This is a genomic window from Paenibacillus sp. DCT19, assembly GCF_003268635.1.
GTDB lineage: Bacteria > Bacillota > Bacilli > Paenibacillales > Paenibacillaceae > Paenibacillus.
Genome location: NZ_CP029639.1, coordinates 1,535,267 through 1,553,393, shown reverse-complemented (window position 1 = coordinate 1,553,393; position 18,127 = coordinate 1,535,267). Strand labels below are relative to the sequence as shown.

General features: G+C 44.6%; 15 protein-coding genes. 4 read left to right on the top strand and 11 right to left on the bottom strand.

Features of this window, described 5'->3' with window-relative positions; genetic code table 11:
• Positions 1–214: 214 nt before the first annotated feature.
• From DMB88_RS06775 to DMB88_RS06735, 9 genes are all read right to left on the bottom strand, one after another.
• On the bottom strand, positions 215–2,032 hold the full coding sequence (locus tag DMB88_RS06775; protein ID WP_128100737.1) for an APC family permease: 1,818 nt from the start codon (positions 2,030–2,032) through the stop codon (positions 215–217).
• Positions 2,033–2,314: 282 nt separating this feature from the next.
• A complete protein-coding gene (gene rhaD / locus DMB88_RS06770) occupies positions 2,315–3,169 on the bottom strand; it encodes a rhamnulose-1-phosphate aldolase (protein ID WP_128100736.1) in 855 nt (284 codons plus the stop codon).
• 398 nt (positions 3,170–3,567) lie between these two features.
• Positions 3,568–4,116: a GNAT family N-acetyltransferase gene (locus tag DMB88_RS06765; protein ID WP_254438485.1), complete on the bottom strand. Its 549-nt coding sequence runs from the start codon at positions 4,114–4,116 to the stop codon at positions 3,568–3,570.
• 92 nt (positions 4,117–4,208) lie between these two features.
• The gene (locus DMB88_RS06760; protein WP_128100735.1) at positions 4,209–4,901 is read right to left on the bottom strand and encodes an MORN repeat-containing protein; all 693 of its coding nucleotides are present in this window, start codon (positions 4,899–4,901) and stop codon (positions 4,209–4,211) included.
• Between the two features lie 332 nt (positions 4,902–5,233).
• Entirely contained in the window at positions 5,234–5,368 is a 135-nt protein-coding gene (locus DMB88_RS31700) for a hypothetical protein (protein ID WP_302476283.1), read from the bottom strand.
• Positions 5,369–5,623: 255 nt separating this feature from the next.
• Positions 5,624–6,112 (bottom strand): DinB family protein, encoded by a 489-nt coding sequence (locus DMB88_RS06750; protein ID WP_128100734.1) that lies wholly within the window; start codon positions 6,110–6,112, stop codon positions 5,624–5,626.
• 26 nt (positions 6,113–6,138) lie between these two features.
• Complete coding sequence (locus tag DMB88_RS06745; protein WP_254438484.1) at positions 6,139–6,900, bottom strand: helix-turn-helix domain-containing protein; 762 nt, start codon at positions 6,898–6,900, stop codon at positions 6,139–6,141.
• A 469-nt stretch (positions 6,901–7,369) separates the two neighbouring features.
• Complete coding sequence (locus DMB88_RS06740; protein WP_128100733.1) at positions 7,370–8,536, bottom strand: hypothetical protein; 1,167 nt, start codon at positions 8,534–8,536, stop codon at positions 7,370–7,372.
• Between the two features lie 35 nt (positions 8,537–8,571).
• Positions 8,572–9,792, bottom strand: a complete 1,221-nt coding sequence (locus DMB88_RS06735; RefSeq protein ID WP_128100732.1) for a metal-dependent hydrolase family protein — start codon at positions 9,790–9,792, stop codon at positions 8,572–8,574.
• A 477-nt stretch (positions 9,793–10,269) separates the two neighbouring features.
• On the opposite strand from DMB88_RS06735, the gene DMB88_RS06730 reads away from it, so the two are divergent.
• Positions 10,270–12,201: a GAF domain-containing protein gene (locus tag DMB88_RS06730; RefSeq protein WP_164848627.1), complete on the top strand. Its 1,932-nt coding sequence runs from the start codon at positions 10,270–10,272 to the stop codon at positions 12,199–12,201.
• Positions 12,156–12,308: a helix-turn-helix domain-containing protein gene (locus DMB88_RS31935; RefSeq protein ID WP_368028322.1), complete on the top strand. Its 153-nt coding sequence runs from the start codon at positions 12,156–12,158 to the stop codon at positions 12,306–12,308. The genes DMB88_RS06730 and DMB88_RS31935 overlap by 46 nt, the downstream gene beginning before the upstream one ends.
• Positions 12,309–12,338: 30 nt before the next feature.
• Here DMB88_RS31935 and DMB88_RS06720 read toward each other — a convergent pair whose 3' ends face one another.
• Positions 12,339–13,163 (bottom strand): AraC family transcriptional regulator, encoded by an 825-nt coding sequence (locus tag DMB88_RS06720; protein ID WP_128100730.1) that lies wholly within the window; start codon positions 13,161–13,163, stop codon positions 12,339–12,341.
• A 123-nt stretch (positions 13,164–13,286) separates the two neighbouring features.
• On the opposite strand from DMB88_RS06720, the gene DMB88_RS06715 reads away from it, so the two are divergent.
• Together DMB88_RS06715 and DMB88_RS06710 are read left to right on the top strand one after the other, a co-directional pair.
• Positions 13,287–16,403: a beta-galactosidase, LacZ type gene (locus DMB88_RS06715; protein ID WP_128100729.1), complete on the top strand. Its 3,117-nt coding sequence runs from the start codon at positions 13,287–13,289 to the stop codon at positions 16,401–16,403.
• A gap of 558 nt (positions 16,404–16,961) precedes the next feature.
• Positions 16,962–17,618, top strand: a complete 657-nt coding sequence (locus tag DMB88_RS06710) for a hypothetical protein (protein WP_128100728.1) — start codon at positions 16,962–16,964, stop codon at positions 17,616–17,618.
• Positions 17,619–17,763: 145 nt separating this feature from the next.
• Here DMB88_RS06710 and DMB88_RS06705 read toward each other — a convergent pair whose 3' ends face one another.
• Entirely contained in the window at positions 17,764–18,114 is a 351-nt protein-coding gene (locus tag DMB88_RS06705) for a hypothetical protein (protein WP_128100727.1), read from the bottom strand.
• Positions 18,115–18,127 lie beyond the last annotated feature (13 nt).

Below are 18,127 nucleotides of genomic sequence, written 5' to 3'. Positions count from 1 at the left end.
ATGTCCTCCCTTCATTCGGGAAGTTTCATGCGGCTGTCTTTGTAAAAGCGAAATGAACATTTCATTTCCTGGATCATCACTCATTTAACACAAAACTGGAAAATAACAATTTACAAATGCACTCTGGTTATTGCTTCGTAAGGATATTAGCACTTCTAACAACGGAGTAAAGCTTCCACTGCACGTATAGATCTCTACCTCTCTTGTCATACGTCTATCGATTAAGATGGTAAGGAACAGTTGTTACAATAACGTCCTTGTAATTAATCAAGTAGGTTCGAATCATGAAGCTTGTTTGATTATGCAGTACATTTTGCCACCAATGCTTGGTGATGAATTGCGGGATAAGAATGGTAATGTGATCCGTCTCGGATGTTTTCCACTCTACGGTATCGATGAATTTTTTCAATGGCCCCATAATGCTACGGTATCTGGATTTCACCACCACAAGGCGAACACCGGGGTTCCATTCTTCCCACTTTTTCTCCATCTTGTGAATTGCCTCATCATCGAAACCAATGTATAGCGCAACAACGTTATCCGACATCGTCTGGGCATAACTGATCGTATTCATCACTACCCGTGTAATACCAGCCACTGGAATCACAATCGTATTTCCTTTTCGAATCGGTTTCTCTAATTGGATGTCAATCCGCAGTTCATCAGCAATGTTGCAATAGTGACGGTGAATGCGCATGAAGCCATAAACGACGAGTGGTAGAAAAATAAAGATAACCCATGTCTGTGTGAACTTGGTGAAAATAAAAATTAAGGTGATCGACAAGGTCGTCAGCATACCTACCGTATTAACAAGTAGTTTCGTCCGCCAGCCTGATGGTTTGACTTTGATCCAGCGAATCATCATGCCCAGTTGGGATAACGTAAATGGAATGAACACACCCACCGCGTAGAGGGGAATGAGACTTTCCGTATTGCCTTTGAAACCAACCACGAGCAATGCAGACATTACACTTAGAAAAATAATACCGTTCGAGAAGCCTAAGCGATCTCCCCTCACCATGAACATATGCGGCATATATTTGTCTTTCGCCATCATGAACGACAACAGCGGGAAAGCCGAATATGCCGTATTCGCAGCCAGGAATAGAATGAGTGCTGTCACACCTTGGATGATAAAATACATCGTGCCTCTGCCAAACGTTGCTTCAGCAATCTGTGAAATAACCGTTGCCTGAGGATCAGGCTTCACGCCATAACCAAAAGCGAGCAAGGTAATGCCGATAAACATTGCGCCAAGAATACACCCCATCAGCAGCAAAGTTCCTGCTGCATTTTTCTCCGCAGGCTGCTTAAAGTTCGGAATGGCATTACTTACAGCTTCCACCCCGGTTAGTGCAGAACAACCTGAGCTGAATGCCTTAAGCAATAAGAATATACTTACGTGTGATAGACTGGTTCCGAACTCAGGTGCTGCTGCATGCATACCTCCAGTGAAGAACTTGATCCCACCAGAGATGATAAGTATTGCAATGGAGAAGATAAACAGATATATCGGGAGCGCCAGCACGGATGCCGACTCTGTGACCCCTCTTAGATTCATTATGGTTAAAAATACAATCATCAACAGCGCAATTGCTATGCTGTGATCATGTAGAGCGGGAAATGCCGACGTAATCGCGTCGGTTCCTGCAGATGAGCTTACCGCAACCGTGAGGATATAATCGACTAGTAATGATCCGCCGGCGATCAGGCTTGGCGTTGTGCCCAAATTATCCTTCGCTACAATGTACGCCCCGCCCCCTGTAGGATAGGCAAATATCGTCTGCCGATAAGAGAATATTAAAATGACAAGTAAGCCAAGCACAGCGATGGAGATCGGGACGGAATACCACAGAGCGGCAAATCCAGCCGCAACGAGCACCAGTAAAATCTGTTCCGTACCGTAGGCTACAGACGATAATGCATCCGAGGATAGAATCGCGAGAGCCTTCCATTTCCCCAGTTTCTCCCCATCCAGTTGCGCCGATTTCATCGGCTTGCCTATTAAGACCCTCTTCATTTTGCCAATCATGATCATGACTTCCTTCCGTCTTTCATGTGTGAAGCATTGTTATTATGCAAAATCGCGAGCGCAATAACAATACGTCATTTCACCCGAAATTCGTCAGCGTGAGATAATGCATTCTACAATTCAATAATGAATAACAAAGCCATTCTTTATGATCTATTTGAACTTTTTTGAGCTAAATTGACGTTTGGATGCCAAAAAAAAAAGAAACGGACTTCGGTTCATTGAACCAAAGACCATTTCCTTTTTCACTCGTAAAAGATTCCTCTACGAGCAATACATATATTATGTGCCGATGATGCCTGGACGTGGGGTCACGCCAAAAGCTTCAGCGAGGGTTGTCAGCTGTTCATCCGTAATTCGTTGTTTGATCTCATGACCAGCAACCAGCATATACACCTGGGCAGCCTTCTCAATCGTTTCAATGAGTCCAAAAGCTTCGTCAATCGTTGTCCCTGTACCAAAAATACCGTGCTGTGGCCAGATCACTGCGTGATACTTCTTCATTTTTTCAGCCGTCTCACGTCCAATCTCATTCGATCCCGGGATCATCCACGGAATGATGCCTACACCGTCCGGGAATACAACCACACATTCCGTACACATCTGCCATAACGTCTTCGTAAACTTCGCCTCATCCAGTTCATGGATGAATGTCATCGCCAGTACATTGGTCGCATGGTTGTGCATGACAACCCGGTGATTCGGGTCGATTTTCAAACGTTCGATATGACTCATGAAGTGGGTAGGCAGCTCACTGGTCGGGTTGGCTCCCGACTTCAAGCCCCACAATACCTCCAATTCCTGTCCATCCTGCGAGACACGCAGTAATCCGAGATTACTCTCTGGATCAGCAAGCACATTTTTGAAATATTTACCCGAAGCCGTTACGATAAAATATTTCCCTGCCAGCTCATGCACAGCAAATGCGGGTTTAATTGTACGGATGACCTGATGAATATCGATATACTGAGCAACCTCTTCTTCCTCCAGCAAATAGCTGACATTACCACCATTGCGTTCATCCCAGCCATTTTTCCACATATGCTGTGTAATTTCGGCCATCTCACGGATGAATGGAATATTCCAGCCAGCAGGTCGATCCGTTTCGTTCGTTTTATTCGTAAGGGTCACGTTCATGATCATTCTCTCCTTAGATTACATCATTTTTTTGGCTTGCCACGTACTATTAAGTTCCTTTTTTCACATTCATTATACCTTTGTTTATCTTTATAAGTCAATAAAATTATCGTTAAATTATTTTATTTATTTTTGTTTATGTTTGTTTATCTGTTTTATTTCAAAATCAAACAAAAAAATACCCCACCGGCGTCCGGCGGGGTCAGTCACACATCTATCTAACACGAGAAGGGGTTTACAAGAAATATCTTACCCTCGCTACCTTAATAGAAGCTGAAAATGAAATAAAAAATCGATGAATTTGGACTCCATTCGACGTAACTCATTACGAGTTGCCAAGAGAGTACCATTGTGTGAGCGCTATACTTCCTAATGTTAAGTTCAACGAATCATTAATCTTATCTCTGGGATGGACTCTGCAACAGATATAATGGATGCATCTTCCCTGTCTGCTCGACCAGTTCATCCCGATCATAAGTGAAACCAAGCTTAAGCAGCATTTCTTTGCATACTTGATTCTCTGGATGGTGTTCTGCCACGAGCCTCTTAGCACCTAACTCTTCAAATGCATATCGGATCACCGCCTGAGCGGCCTCTGTCGCATAACCTTGCCCCCAATGATCCCGTGTCAGATGAACACCTAATACATACACGAACTCATCCGATGAATATGGCTGAAGCCCACAGCAGCCTACCAATACACCCGTTTCTTTGTCAAACATCGGCCAGTATTGCATATTCTCTTCCTGCTGCCGTTTCATTTCTTGCGTGAGTCTTGCCTCAACCTCATCTTCGTTAAGAAATCCCTTGTTGCTCATCCACTTCATCACCTCTGGATCACCCCAAAGCGCAGATGCCAAAGGACGGTCTTCTTCAGTCCATGTCGCGAACTCAAGACGGTCGGTTTCAAGAAACGTTGCTCGTTCTTTTCTCATAGTTTCCTTCATGCTCTTACACCCTCCCATTGGTATGACGAATTCACTGGTTCATTTACAATGAATTAATCGCATGGGAGCTAGGTTAAACAAGAGAATAACGTCTACAGCTGCTTAGCCAGCTTCTCGAATTGATCGATGTGTGGTTTGATTTCTTTTTCTATACTCTTAATAAATGTAGCAAACTGCTTCTGACTAAACTCATCACCCACACCGACATTACGATAGACATTTCCCTTTTTATACTTGAATGAGAAGAAATACCCGCTCTTTAACCCTGCTAACATATTCCCTGGTGAACCCATCATCTCCAGGCTCATCTTAGCGTCCTTGTACATAAAAGAATACGGCGGATCGTACTCTCCATGTCGAACATCATAACCTGCAACCCACTGATCTTTGGCAAACGTCCCTGTTCGAATCTGATTCTCAAGCAATGTTGCTTCATTAGATATTTCCTTGATTTCTAGCTGACCCTTGCCATCTCTCTTATCATTCTTCCAATTCCCCTCGTATTTAAGGGTCGTAATGCTGTATTCGTCACGCGTAATTAACTGGTACACCCCGTAACCCGAACGTTTGCCATTCACCCAGTTGCCACTGTAAGTCTTACTCTTGCTCCATGTCATCGTTCCATCACCATGAGGTTTACCATTCTTCGTTTCCCCATAATAGGTCGCTCCATTGCTAAAATCCAGCGTGGTCATGGCAGAAGCTGCCTGTGTGCTCGCAGCAGGCAAGATCAGTGACAGACATAACGTAATCCCCAACATGTACTTCAACATTTTGTTCAACATTTAATTCTTCCTTTCGTGCTGTGCAAGAAGCGCTCATTCTTATAACAGCGTTATGTAAATATAACAAGCTTACACATCATACCATTTTCTACAAAACTAGCACTATCAAAAATTAAGCCCCTGCCTGGCAGGATAACCTACCAGACAAGGGCTTGTTAGTGTACTACAGTCAAGTCTGCATTAGAAATCAGCTACAGCGAATTGAATCGTTCCGGAAGCCGCGCCTCCATTATTCGCTAGCAACGCGAAAACTAACACATGACCCGCCCCAATCGTAAGACTACTGTTTACAGGAACAACATAAGTGACAACTGGTTCATTGACACGAGTAATCACAAGAGATACGGGAATGGTCCATTGTTGTTGACTGTTACAGTAGCGTTGGAGCCTCCAGCCAGATTTTCGTAGTAGGACTTACCTACACCCGCTGGAAGATTGTAATACTGAATTGGTAAAAGGATAGCCATGTGAATCACCTCCTTTTTGCTTTGATACGGTATTCTATGTTTGAAATCTAGTATTGTAACGGTAAAATGCCAGTGTTATAACGTCTATTTTTGCTAGACTTCATAGAAGCAAGACTCGATGATCGACTGAAACGCAAAAAAGCCCTACCGAACCATCCGGTAGAGCTGTTGCAATGCGTACTTTATGTTCAACGTAGAAACGCACTGAATTACATACACAAACTTCATTGATAGTAGATTATAAATCTCCTGCGCTTACGCGTATAACATGAAGAAGTTTAACTCATGCCCCTGCTGCTTGAGATAATTATAGAGCTGGGAACGGTGATGGAATACATGCGTTAACGTCTCAATCTGCCACTGCGCCTGAAGGTGTCCGTGCTCCATATAAAAAGCTTTGGTAGAACGGGTTAATAGATCCTCTTCACTGAGTGAAACGATATAAGCTTTGTACGCTTCTAGATTACTCCACAGCGTTGCTTCTAATTTCTCGATATCCTCAATGCCTGCTAGACTATTCTCAACTTGTCCTACCTCTGCTTCGCCTTTCTCCTGCATGATGGCAAGATCCGAGGCGGTAATTTGAATAAAATGGTGCACCAGCTCCACCAAAGAACGCATATTATCCTGTGGACGGTATGCCCAATCCTCAGGACGAATCAGACGGATAAGTGATGCGCCAGTCCGCACGCCCGTTTCCAACTCTCGAAGCAGATGATCTCTCATTTGCATAGTTCCATTCATATCAGTTGTCTCCTTTATCATTCATCTTAGGATTTAAGTATAACCGAGGGCTTGTCTAATCTATTGTACAAATCGGACATCATCAAATGATGCTCCTTAGCAGCGATCCGTGGCGTATCTCCATAAAATTTACGAAAGTGACGAATCAGGTGTGCTTGGTCATAGAATCCATGTTCAACCGCCAAGGCCGCCCAATCACTCACCGGATTCTGATGAATGCTCGCCAGTACACGGTGAAAACGAACGATCTCGCTAAACCGCTTGGGGCTAATGCCAATCCAGCCTGCAAATTTACGATGCAATTGCCGCTCGCTCACAACCTCACGCATGGCGAGCTCATGCACATTCATACTGCCGCCATCACTGAATATACGGTGCAGAACATTTTTCATCAGATCCTGCTCGTATGCTGAGATACGTACCGACAGTTGCTTCAACGTTCCCTCCATAAGTCGCACCCGCTCATGGAAGCTGTTCGTTGCAGCCAGGCGTTCCCGAAGTTCCTCCACCTGCGTAGGCCAGCATTCCTCAAGGGCGATCCTCAGATCTGTGAACGCATCCAGTGGCAAGCCATGAAATGACCGAGCCCCTCCAGGAAAAAAGCGCACACCAAACGTATAATCCCCGGACGGAACCACACCTACTCCTTGGGGAAATACGAGGGGCTGCGTGTAGTTTCCACAATACGATAACGTATGCTTCGACTGAGCCGCATCATATGTTATAAGAATATCCGTACAACCGTCTGGCAATACCCGAGTGGGTAATCCACTCGTATGCTTAGGCAATATGTTCTCTTCACTGTTCGAAAAAAACCTGATTCCCAATAGCAAGCAATATACGCCATCAGATCAGGAGAAGGCATTCTCTCTACATAATACGATTGATCATCCGTACCATTGATCTGGATTGGTCGAAACATCGTATGCAGCGTTACATCCATGAGAACCCTTCCTTCCTCTTCATCTCTCTGCTCTGTATACCCATTATGTATGCTTCTATCATATCATCATCACATAACCCTACACAGCCAAAGATACAAAAAAAATGCCCCGCCGGACGATCCGGGCGGAGCCAGTCACACATCTATTTAACACGAGAAGGGGTTTACAAGACTTATCTTAGCCCTCGAACCTTAATAGAAACTGAAATTGGGATGAAGAGAAGATCAATTTTATAAAGAAAATTAAACTAACCAACGCTGAGATACCGCTCGCGCATCCTTCGTAATCAAAAGCGGACTTTTTGAACAACCTCTTACAGTGTCTTGATCAATACTGACGCAATTAATACAGAAGCTGTGGTGACTGTTGTAAATCCACCGACCAGCATAGGTGTCAAAATCTCATCCAGAATCGCTTGACGTTCATTCTCATCACGTCCAACAGAACGACTCACTTCTTCACAGATAATGTAGTCCCCTGGAAAACCAAATAGAGCTGTTAACGCTACTGGCAAACCTTTCAGCGGGTCCCATTTGAATAGCTTAGAACCAAGGAATCCTCCGATCATTACCCCAACCACCCCGACTGCGATAATGAACAATACGGGAATAATAGAGCTGACCACTGCATCCACCGTAATCGACTCCATACTTGTCATAACCACGATAATCAGACCGATCATAGCAATGCCTGACGTACTGGCTTTATCCAGAATCCGTGATGGGAATAGCCCGACAAGATGTCCAATAACACCTAACAGCAGAGCCCAAATACTGTAGCTAAGCCCGGTTATATTGCCAAGATAGATGGACAGACTGCCCATAATAAACAAGAACAATAGCAAGATTGGTGCCGTGTGGAAACGCTGCGGAAGAAATGTTTTGACATTCGCTTCCTTAATATTTACGTTACTTGACGATGGAGTCTTGTTCTCAAAAGCACCCTGTTTCTGTAGCTTCAGTGCATATCTCCGAAGTAGATTCGTTGCGAGCGGCATGCCCACGAGTGAGTGAATCCCCAAAATAACCGCCGGAATCGTAATCAGATGCGCGAGATTCATCTCCTGCAGCTTCGTAGCCGTGATCAGATAAGAGATAATACCACCGACCACCGGGCTTGATCCGGCAACGGCTGTAGGATAACCATAAAATGGCGTTACAATTAACAAAATGAGCCCTGTAGCTATAAGTGATCCGAACAGTGAAATCAATATCGCTTTATATTGCGAACGAATCAGTTTCAATGGAATCAAGGTTCCCATATGAACAATAAGCGGAGCCACCATCAACGCCCCGAACGCGCTCAGTGCAGAGCTCGACACCACGCCTTGCGGAAAGAATCCGGCCCAGTTCAGTAGTAGATAACCGATTAGAATAACGAGCAAGGAAGGAATTCGTGCTTTCGACCAGATGGAGACTAATTCTCCTATAGCTAAAATGACAAGTAATATCGTGGCGATATAAATCGGTTGACTAAACATGGTGACTTCTCCCCATTCTCTATGTTGTCTGCTTATTATTTCAAGCGCTCACCTGATAAATAGACCTGCTCAATATGGGCTGTATTAGCAAGCAGACTGATATCGGTCAATGGATTCACATTCAGAACCAGCAGATCTGCTGACTTGCCCGCTTCAAGGGTGCCGATCTCCTCCTCCATCTGCATCGCTTTGGCCGCATCTCTCGTTGCAGCCACAATGGCCTGCATTGGTGTGAAGCCAACATCATCTACAAGCAATCGCATTTCGAGCGCATTACCACCGTGCTCCACCGGTGCACATGAACAGAAGTCCGTACCCGCTGCGATGGTCACACCTGCTTTGTGTGCGATGATCATATTCTCAATATGCTCTTGGTATACACGCTCGGCTTTGCGAATGCCAAATTCAGGTACACCGTATTTATGCCCTTCTTGGATAATCCGATGCACGATAGCTAGTGTTGGAACGAGAATAGCCTTCTGATCCAGCATCATACCGATGCCTTCTTCATCGATGTAGATTCCGTGTTCAATCGTACGAACACCTGCAAGCAACGCATTTTTAATCCCCTGTGTGCCTTGTGCATGTGATGCTACATACGACTGTACCGCCTCAGCTTCATAGACAATCGCCTTCAGTTCATCCAAGCGGAATTGTGACCAGCGTGGATCATCCTTCTCAGACAGCACCCCGCCTGTCGAACATACTTTAATAAAATCTGCACCCTCACGGAACTGCGTGCGTGCGGCCTTAATGACTTCTGGCACACCGTCACATGTCGTGAAAATGTTCAATTCCGTTGGAATCATATGAATATCTGCATGTCCACCTGTCTGACTGAGCATATGACGAGACGTTTTGATCCGTGGCCCTTTAACGACACCTTCTTTGACTAAATCACGAATATACACAGCGACATGGCTGCCGACATCCCGAACCGTTGTGAATCCAGCGTTAATCAGCTTGGGTAAATCCTGTAATGCTCTCCCCATCTGAAGTTCATTTGGCTCAAGAGCCACTGCTGCCATGTTCAGATTTTTCGCTCCATGTACGTGAACATGTGCATCGATCAATCCTGGCATGATAACTTTTCCAGTCACGTCGACAATCTGAGCTTCTTCTGGAATCTGTACTGTTGCCTTGGCACCTGCCTCTTTAATCTTACCGTTGTCTACCAGAACCACACTATCGGCAACAGGCTCTCCACCTTGTCCATCTATTAGCAATGCACCTGTAAAAGCAATCATTGGACTCATCAATACTCCACCTCGTTTTCAGATTTGGTTGTACGTTCAACTAAAGAATATTTACACTGCCACTCCGATGACAGAATAACCTTCCGATCGCTGTTATCCCCAGATTTTTTTGATCCCCTTCTCCAAAGGGAAAATCCGGGGATAGCCTATGCTTCCGATGTAGCTTTCTTTCAGAAAGCTTTCAGCCGAACGCTTTGCTTCTTCACGTTATTTCTGTCCTCTCCGTTCTCGTGTAAAAGTTAAGTTGAACTTAAAGATTACGTGCACACGTTCGATTTACAGCTCTACTGTTGTACTACGATGAAATTGTATTGCGTTAAAGTTACTGACATTATATAAGTTGCAATTGTATAATGTCATTGTTGATACCAACAGTTTTATATAGATATTGATGGTGATATACACAGCGAAGAAGAACCTTCGTTTAAAATTGATATGACTAATGTTATGTATTGGCACACGAAAGGAGTCGCACCCATGTTAAATGAGACGATACATTCCTTTATGACACTTAGCTTTGGCACCTGTCGATATGGCATATGGCTCAAGGATGATTATGATGTTCAGTGGAATAACTGGCTGCTTGTAGGAGAGATGCCCGACAATATCGAGGAAATACCTCCAGGTTCAGAGTGGAAAATATTTAAATATACGTTTGAATTTCTATCCCATTGCCATATTCGTGTTGCTGTCGATACTCAGAAGCAGCTGACCCTCTTACAGAGTGAACGTCTGGAATCATTGATCCGGGAAGAACTGCTCAAACAGCAGATTATGAAGGAGCGTGTACATAATGAGCGCTGGATGACGGGGCTAAGAGAGCTTACCTGTTCACTAGAATTGAACGATCTGTTGCTGAAAATTATGGAGAATGCGCTAAAAGTAATCCCATCCCTATCCTGTGGTTTGTTTATGATGGTTGATCCCGAATCAGGCAAAATGATTCCCAGAGCCAAGGTTGGTTTTCAAGATAGTGTGTTTCAGTATCAAGGAGAGATCGATGAAGGAATTACTGGGAAGGTATATGAGGAAGGCATCGGCCGTATATACAGTAACCCGGAAGAGGCGTACAGAGATATGGATAACGTTAATCCAGAGAAAGCCAGTATTATTGTTAGTGCGTTACCCGACGGTAGTGTGGCTAAAGGCATGATTGCTGTTCCAGTCACAATGAACACGCGGAAAATCGGGGTCATGCTCGTCTATCAATTCACGCAATACAGGCGTTTTGCCCCGCATGATCTGAACGTGATGCAAGGGTTTGCAGATCAGGCGGCGATCGCCATCTCGAACGCAACCATGTATTCTGAGCTACTGGAGAAGAATCGTTATCTTGTAAGCCGCAATGAAATTCATAATCAGTTTACCAAACTATCGATTGAACACGGTTCTTTAGGTCATACCATTGAGAAGGTAGGTTCGATGCTTAACTTGCCTACCTATTATATTGATATGGCGAGAAACGATTGGTATCCTACGATACCTGAGAGTGCTGTGCTTCATGAGATCAATATCTACAGCTTGATAGAGAACAGCTTCGACCCTGTGTCATTGCCTGGAGATGGGCATCCCGACGTATATTTATATCCGATCGTATATGGTGCGCTTGTGCTCGGTTGTTTCCTCATTGACCTGCATCATCCCCTGCGTCAGCTTGACCATGTTATTTTGGAACAGGGCGGAGCTATTGTCACATTGAATATGATGAATACCTACTCTCTGACGGAGATGACATATCGCAAAAACCAGGATTATTTCGGTGATCTCGTTCAATATCGGGAACCTCAGCAGTTAGAGAGCAGGCTTGCCAGTTTTCATTTACCCACCCATCAATCCTTATTCGTCATTCAGGTTCAGCTTCAGAGTGAACACCTGGATATGAAAACAACGGAAAATTGGGTTCGTAAGCTGATTGGCTTTACCGACAAGGAGTTAGGCACAACAGAGCATCTACTATTTAATACGCACAATAAAATAACGATTCTGGCTGCCGCCTCCGATCCCAAAATCCGGCTGCACGTCATTAGCACACTTGAAGTCGCCATCCAGAAATGGACTACCTCCAAGACGCCGCAACTCTTGATGGGAATTGGCGGCATGTATCGTGGCCTGGAGTATGTATCCAAGAGCAATGACGAGGCTACACGCGCACTTTCCTTTTTGCTGAAGCGTAATAAAGTAGGCATAATGCTCTATGAGGATATTGGCATTAACAAGCTCTTCCTCAATCAAGAGACGTCGGATATTGAAAACTATATTCATGAAGTTCTAGCACCGCTCCAGCAGCAGAAATCGGGGAGCTCGAACTTACGCTCAAAACCTATATTTCCGAGAACCGCTCCGTTCAGGCCACGGCCGAACGATTGCATATTCATAGCAATACACTCTATTTACGTCTACGTAAAATAGAAGAGATTCTAGGTGTTGATCTGAATGATTCAGAAGGCTGGATGAAAATCTATCTGGCGTTTCATTTAAGCGAAGTATACGCTGTGACGCATACACCTTCCATATAAGTTGAACCAACGGATAAGATGTTAATGAAATCATTGCAATCCATGTAGCTTACGGAAGCTTTCCGGGCTCATGCCGGTATGCCTTTTGAACATGGCGCAAAAGTAACTGGCATTCTCGTACCCAACCCGATGGGCAATTTCGTAAATTCGCAGCTGCATCTCACTAAACATCAATTGCTTGCTGCGATTAATACGCTGTTGATTCACATAGAACAACGGTCTGGTGGATAATGCCCGCTGGAACAAGCGGCACAAATACTGCGGGGATACAACAGCCACTTCGGCCAGCTCGGCTAGAGACAACGACTGATCCAGATGCTCAGCGATATATCGCAACACAGGCTTTAAACGCTGTAACTCATCATTCTGGTTAGCTGGCGCGATCAGCATTGATTTAAGATCCAGCAGCAGGGCGTACAACCACTTGGAGCATTCAATTTCATACTGGGTATCTTCCACATTCTCTTCTCTCACAAGCATGTGCTGTAACCCTTGTAATAGCTTGTTGGATGTCAATCTGCATACGCGTGAATGGGTAATGCCCGCATACGAGAGCAACTCACTTGCCTCTCGCCCCTGAAAGGATATCCATGCCAGCTCCCAGCGATCACTTATAGGCAGATAACGATGCGGAATGTCAGGGTATAAGAAAAACACATCACCCGGGCCGACCATATGCTCTTCATCCTGAATAATCAGCTTTCCCTGCCCTTCAATGACCTGATGGATCTGATAATCAGGGAAGCCCTGCGGACGATCTGTGTCCTTCTGATGCTCCCAATAACCTACTGTAGTCATATATATCGGCAAACGAGAGGTCTCGTCTATTTTTCCAAACCTAAATTGAGTTTCCACTAGTTCACCACCTTGTCAATTTAGTTTCATATTGTGATAGATGTGGGCAATATTCTTTATTTCATAAGTGCCTTTTCAATTTTATAATGACAATATTATAACATTATTGAAGGAGTTGCTGTGATGAGAAACAAATTGAACTACACCCCTCCAGCCAATGGTTATCCTGAATGGAACAATAATCCTGAAATCTTTCAAGTTGGCAGATTACAGGCACATGCTTCAATGATGCCATTTCCGTCTATTGCGGAAGCATTGAACAATAAAGCAACATCTTCTCCTTGGTACCAGTCCCTGAATGGCGTGTGGAAGTTTGCTTTTGCGGAAACGCCAGATGCTCGAATCACGTCCTTTTACGAGACGAATTACGATTATAGCCAGTGGGACGAGATCCCGGTTCCTTCGCACTGGCAGCTTCAAGGCTATGATTACCCACAATATACGAATATCCGTTACCCATGGTCAGAGCGTGAGCCAGAATTAAAATCACCATTCGCACCAACAACCTACAATCCTGTTGGTTCTTATATCCGAACGTTCTCCGTTCCTGCTGATTGGAAGGATCGCCCTGTTCTTCTCCATTTCGCAGGGGTTGAATCTGCGTTCTATGTGTGGGTTAACGGCGAATTAGTCGGTTATAGCGAAGACACCTTTACACCTTCGGAATTTGACATTAGTGCGTATCTACGTGATGGCGAGAATACACTTGCCGTGGAAGTGTACCGTTGGTGTGATGCGAGCTGGCTGGAAGATCAAGACTTCTGGCGGATGAGCGGGATTTTCCGTGACGTATATCTGTATTCCCCTTCACCGGTTCAGATTGCTGACTTCTTCGTACAGACTAACCTTGATGCAGCCTATCAGGATGCTGAGCTACAGATCGATGTGAAACTGTTCAATCACAATGCCAGCGTTACAGATGGCATGAACGTGCAGGCACAGCTCTATGATGCACAGGATCAAGCGGTGCTGGATCAACCATTACGTGCGGCTGTTTCTTTTGCCAATGATAACGAACTGAGTGTTCGCTTATCTGCCGAGGTTACCAATCCACTGAAATGGAGTGCAGAATCCCCCAATCTATATACAGTAGTTCTGTCTATCCAGACGGACAATGGTGAAACGGTTGAAGCGGTTCGTTCCCGCGTTGGATTCCGTACGTTTGAATTGAAGGACGGTTTGATGAAAATCAATGGTCAACGTATTGTTTTCAAAGGCGTTAATCGCCATGAATTCTCTCCGAAAACAGGACGTGCGATTACCGCTGAGGATATGATCCGTGACATTGAGCTGATGAAATCTTTCAATGTTAACGCTGTTCGCACCTCACATTATCCTAACCAATCGCTCTGGTACGAGCTGTGTGATGAGTACGGCCTCTATGTCATTGATGAGACGAATCTGGAGACACATGGATCATGGTACTACGGACAAAAGGAACTGAATGAGAACAACATTCCTGCAAGCAAGCCAGAATGGCGAGAGAATGTGTTAGATCGCTGTAACTCGATGTTCCAACGGGACAAGAACCATCCGTCCGTCATCATCTGGTCATTGGGTAATGAATCCTTCGGTGGCGACAACTTCATCGCCATGTACAATCATCTGAAACAGGCTGACCCAACAAGACTCGTTCATTACGAGGGAACGTTCCATTATCGACCTTCGGATTCAGCGAGTGATATTGAGTCAACCATGTATATCAAACCTCAACAAGTAGAGGAATATGCCCAGCTGAAGGTGCCGAAGAAACCCTATATCATCTGTGAATACAGCCATGCCATGGGTAACTCATGTGGTGGATTACACTTATACTGGGATGTATTTGACCGTTATGATATTCTGCAGGGAGCCTTTATCTGGGACTGGATCGACCAGGCGCTGCTCACAACTACAGCAGATGGGATTGAGTATCTCGCCTATGGCGGGGATTTCGGAGAATCACCGCATGATGGTAATTTCTGCGGAAACGGACTGATCCTGGCAGATGGCTCAGTTACACCGAAGCTTGAAGAAGTGAAGAAATGTTACCAAAATGTTCGCATGGAAGCCGTGAATGTACAGGAGGGTATTTTGCGTATCCGTAATCTCTTCCTGTTCACCGATCTGAGCGAATACGATCTTGTATGGACGTTATTACACGATGGTAAACCTGTTGAGAACGGTCAACTTGACATTGCCGTGGCACCTGGAGACTCAAGCGAAATCCGGATTCCTTATACACTATCGGCAGATCTGTTCCAAGAAGCGGTGTTAACCGTGTCGCTCGTGACCAAAGTTGCAACCAAATGGGCAGGCGAAGGTCATGAGGTCGCTTGGGATCAGTTCGTTGTATCGCCAAGATTGCAACCAAACAAGGCAGCAGAGCAAGGCAAGGGTAAATCGTTACTCGTAGAGGATGTGCAGAACGAGTTGAGCGTAAGTAGTGAACATGTATCGTTTGTTTTTGACCAAACTACAGGCGCGCTTACCTCCTATCAGATCAACAAGCAAGAGCAATTGCTTGCACCTGTCCGGCCTAATTTCTGGCGTGCTGTGACAGATAATGATCTAGGTAACGGTCTCCCAGAGCGTTCCGGCTTCTGGAAGGATGCACACGCGACTAGCCAATTAATTCGCTTCGAACACCAAGTGAATGAACAAAATTGCATCGTGACGAGCGATTATACGTGGAATGCACATCCAGGGTGCACGTTGTCCATTACGTACAAGATGCTCCCAGATGGCACGCTGGAAATACAGCAGCATCTTATTCCAGGTGAAGGATTACCCGAGCTACCGGAATTCGGCATGCTGCTGCAACTGAATAACCAGCTGGATACAATCGCTTGGTATGGTAGAGGGCCACACGATAACTATGCAGACCGGCTGACCAGTGCACGATTAGGATATTACACTGGAGCGGTACGCGATCAATTCGTTCCGTACCTGAGACCACAGGAATGCGGTAACAAAACCGATGTACGTTATGCTGAAATTACGTCCAGCGATAACACAAACGGTGTCCGCTTCGAATCAGCAACACCATTCGAGATTAATGCATTGCCGTGGACGCCTGAGGAACTTGAGACACATGACCATGTGTACAAACTACCTCAGAGCACCCAGACTGTTGCCCGCATCAATTACAAACAAATGGGCGTAGGCGGAGATGATAGCTGGGGTGCGCCAACTCATGCGGAATATACATTGCCCGCTAATCGTGCGTACCACTTCACCTTTACGGTTAAACCTGTATAACTATATAAATTGAACTAAACATTTACACGGAAACGGAGAGGACAGAAATAACCTGAAGAAGCGGAGCGGTCGCCTTTATCCCCGGATTTTCCCCTTATAGAGGGAATTAAAAAAATCTGGGGATAACAGCGATCGTAAGGTTGTTCTGTCATTGGAGTGGCAAGTGTAAATATTCTTTAGTTCAAGTTATATAGAAGATGTAAGTTAGGAAAGTCTAAGAAGAGCACTGCTAGCTGTATGCTGGCAGTGCTTTTTGCCCGTGATGAATGAAGCTAGATCTGTGATGCATGATGCGAGATGCTTGATAAGTGATGTTTGAATTGAGAATGTATGCTGGAGATGTGAGATATGTGATCCATAATGTTCGTTGTGTGAGTGTACATGCTCAGTTTAAAGTTACTCGAAGAAACATTATAATGAATGTTGGAACAATAGAATATAGATGAGCTTTCATCAATTGAGAGATTACGAGGTGAGAATTTGCAAGTTTTGTTTACCGTAATATGGATTATTGGATTATTAGCTTTCTTTGTTTTTCTTGTACGCATGATCTTATCGATGAGAAAACGTAACAAGATAAACATCCAGCATATCATTCTAACGACGCTCTGTTTCGTAATGGCTTCCATAGGTATGTATGGCATGTTGGTATTATCTCCAGACTCTTCACAGCCTAGTTCAGAGCAGACAACACAGCAGAATTCCGGTACTGCGTCGGATCAAAGTAACGACGATGCTTCAAGTCCGAACAATACTACTGGATTCCAAATGACTGCTGGCGATTTCCGAAACAAGTTCAATGCTGCTGTAGGAAAATACCGATTAAACGGGCTGGCGATTACTCGACTAACCATGAATGAATCATCTGCGGATCAGGCTACTCCTACTTTTGAATATGCATTCAATGACGAACTGCGCATGATCGGAATAGTCAATGCAGATGAACAAATACAGGAAATTAAGCTATATGGAACTGGTAATGTCAATGAGCCGACACGTGGCGTACTGCTAACTGCTATCGCTACACTCATCCTAACCACTCACAGTGAATATACCTATAACGATGCGCAAGACGTTATTCAGGATATCGGATTGTTAGAGCGTGATGTGAATCAGAGTGAGTTTGATGGAACGACGATACGAGATGGATTCCAATATCGCTTCCAGATTCAAAATGATGGGACATCCGTTTTTGAAATAACAACGGTGGAGTAAGTCTCACACGTGCAAGAAGCCGTCCTATGAAGGACGGCTCATTGTGTAAAGTATGATCAATAAAAGTAATTGATGTGTTAGCTAGGAATCCGCTAAATCCATAATTGTGCCCACTTCAACCGTGTAACACCTCCCAAAGCGAGAGCTATTCAAAGGTCACACTCTCGCTTTGATCATTCCAGCTTATTCTAAACGTAATCGGATCTTTTGTTTTATCCGCGTTACTTATGATGGGGCCGGATATATGGAAGGGTACCTCTTGTTCATTAGAAGCTTTCCCCTGGTATTTAATATTCGTGCCAGAGATGTCGTACTCGATATCCTTAAGCTTGGTTTCTTCCCCAATGTAGACAATATTGAATGAACCCGTTGATCGCTGAAGGGACACATCCCAATGATCACTCTTCCCGTGTAGAATATTATCCGCACCACAAGCTGATAAAAGAGATGCTAGTACTATACAACAAGTCATGCACGCCATTTTGATTAATTTCATATGATCCCTCCTT

What these genes read in the sequence shown, in the direction of transcription:
- DMB88_RS06775 (WP_128100737.1), bottom strand. Translation starts at nt 2,032, where the DNA reads ATGATTGGCAAAATGAAGAGGGTCTTAATAGGCAAGCCGATGAAATCG.
- rhaD (WP_128100736.1), bottom strand. Translation starts at nt 3,169, where the DNA reads ATGAACGTGACCCTTACGAATAAAACGAACGAAACGGATCGACCTGCT.
- DMB88_RS06765 (WP_254438485.1), bottom strand. Translation starts at nt 4,116, where the DNA reads ATGAAGGAAACTATGAGAAAAGAACGAGCAACGTTTCTTGAAACCGAC.
- DMB88_RS06760 (WP_128100735.1), bottom strand. Translation starts at nt 4,901, where the DNA reads ATGTTGAACAAAATGTTGAAGTACATGTTGGGGATTACGTTATGTCTG.
- DMB88_RS31700 (WP_302476283.1), bottom strand. Translation starts at nt 5,368, where the DNA reads ATGGCTATCCTTTTACCAATTCAGTATTACAATCTTCCAGCGGGTGTA.
- DMB88_RS06750 (WP_128100734.1), bottom strand. Translation starts at nt 6,112, where the DNA reads ATGAATGGAACTATGCAAATGAGAGATCATCTGCTTCGAGAGTTGGAA.
- DMB88_RS06740 (WP_128100733.1), bottom strand. Translation starts at nt 8,536, where the DNA reads ATGTTTAGTCAACCGATTTATATCGCCACGATATTACTTGTCATTTTA.
- DMB88_RS06735 (WP_128100732.1), bottom strand. Translation starts at nt 9,792, where the DNA reads ATGAGTCCAATGATTGCTTTTACAGGTGCATTGCTAATAGATGGACAA.
- DMB88_RS06730 (WP_164848627.1), top strand. Translation starts at nt 10,270, where the DNA reads ATGTTAAATGAGACGATACATTCCTTTATGACACTTAGCTTTGGCACC.
- DMB88_RS06715 (WP_128100729.1), top strand. Translation starts at nt 13,287, where the DNA reads ATGAGAAACAAATTGAACTACACCCCTCCAGCCAATGGTTATCCTGAA.
- DMB88_RS06710 (WP_128100728.1), top strand. Translation starts at nt 16,962, where the DNA reads ATGAGAAAACGTAACAAGATAAACATCCAGCATATCATTCTAACGACG.
- DMB88_RS06705 (WP_128100727.1), bottom strand. Translation starts at nt 18,114, where the DNA reads ATGAAATTAATCAAAATGGCGTGCATGACTTGTTGTATAGTACTAGCA.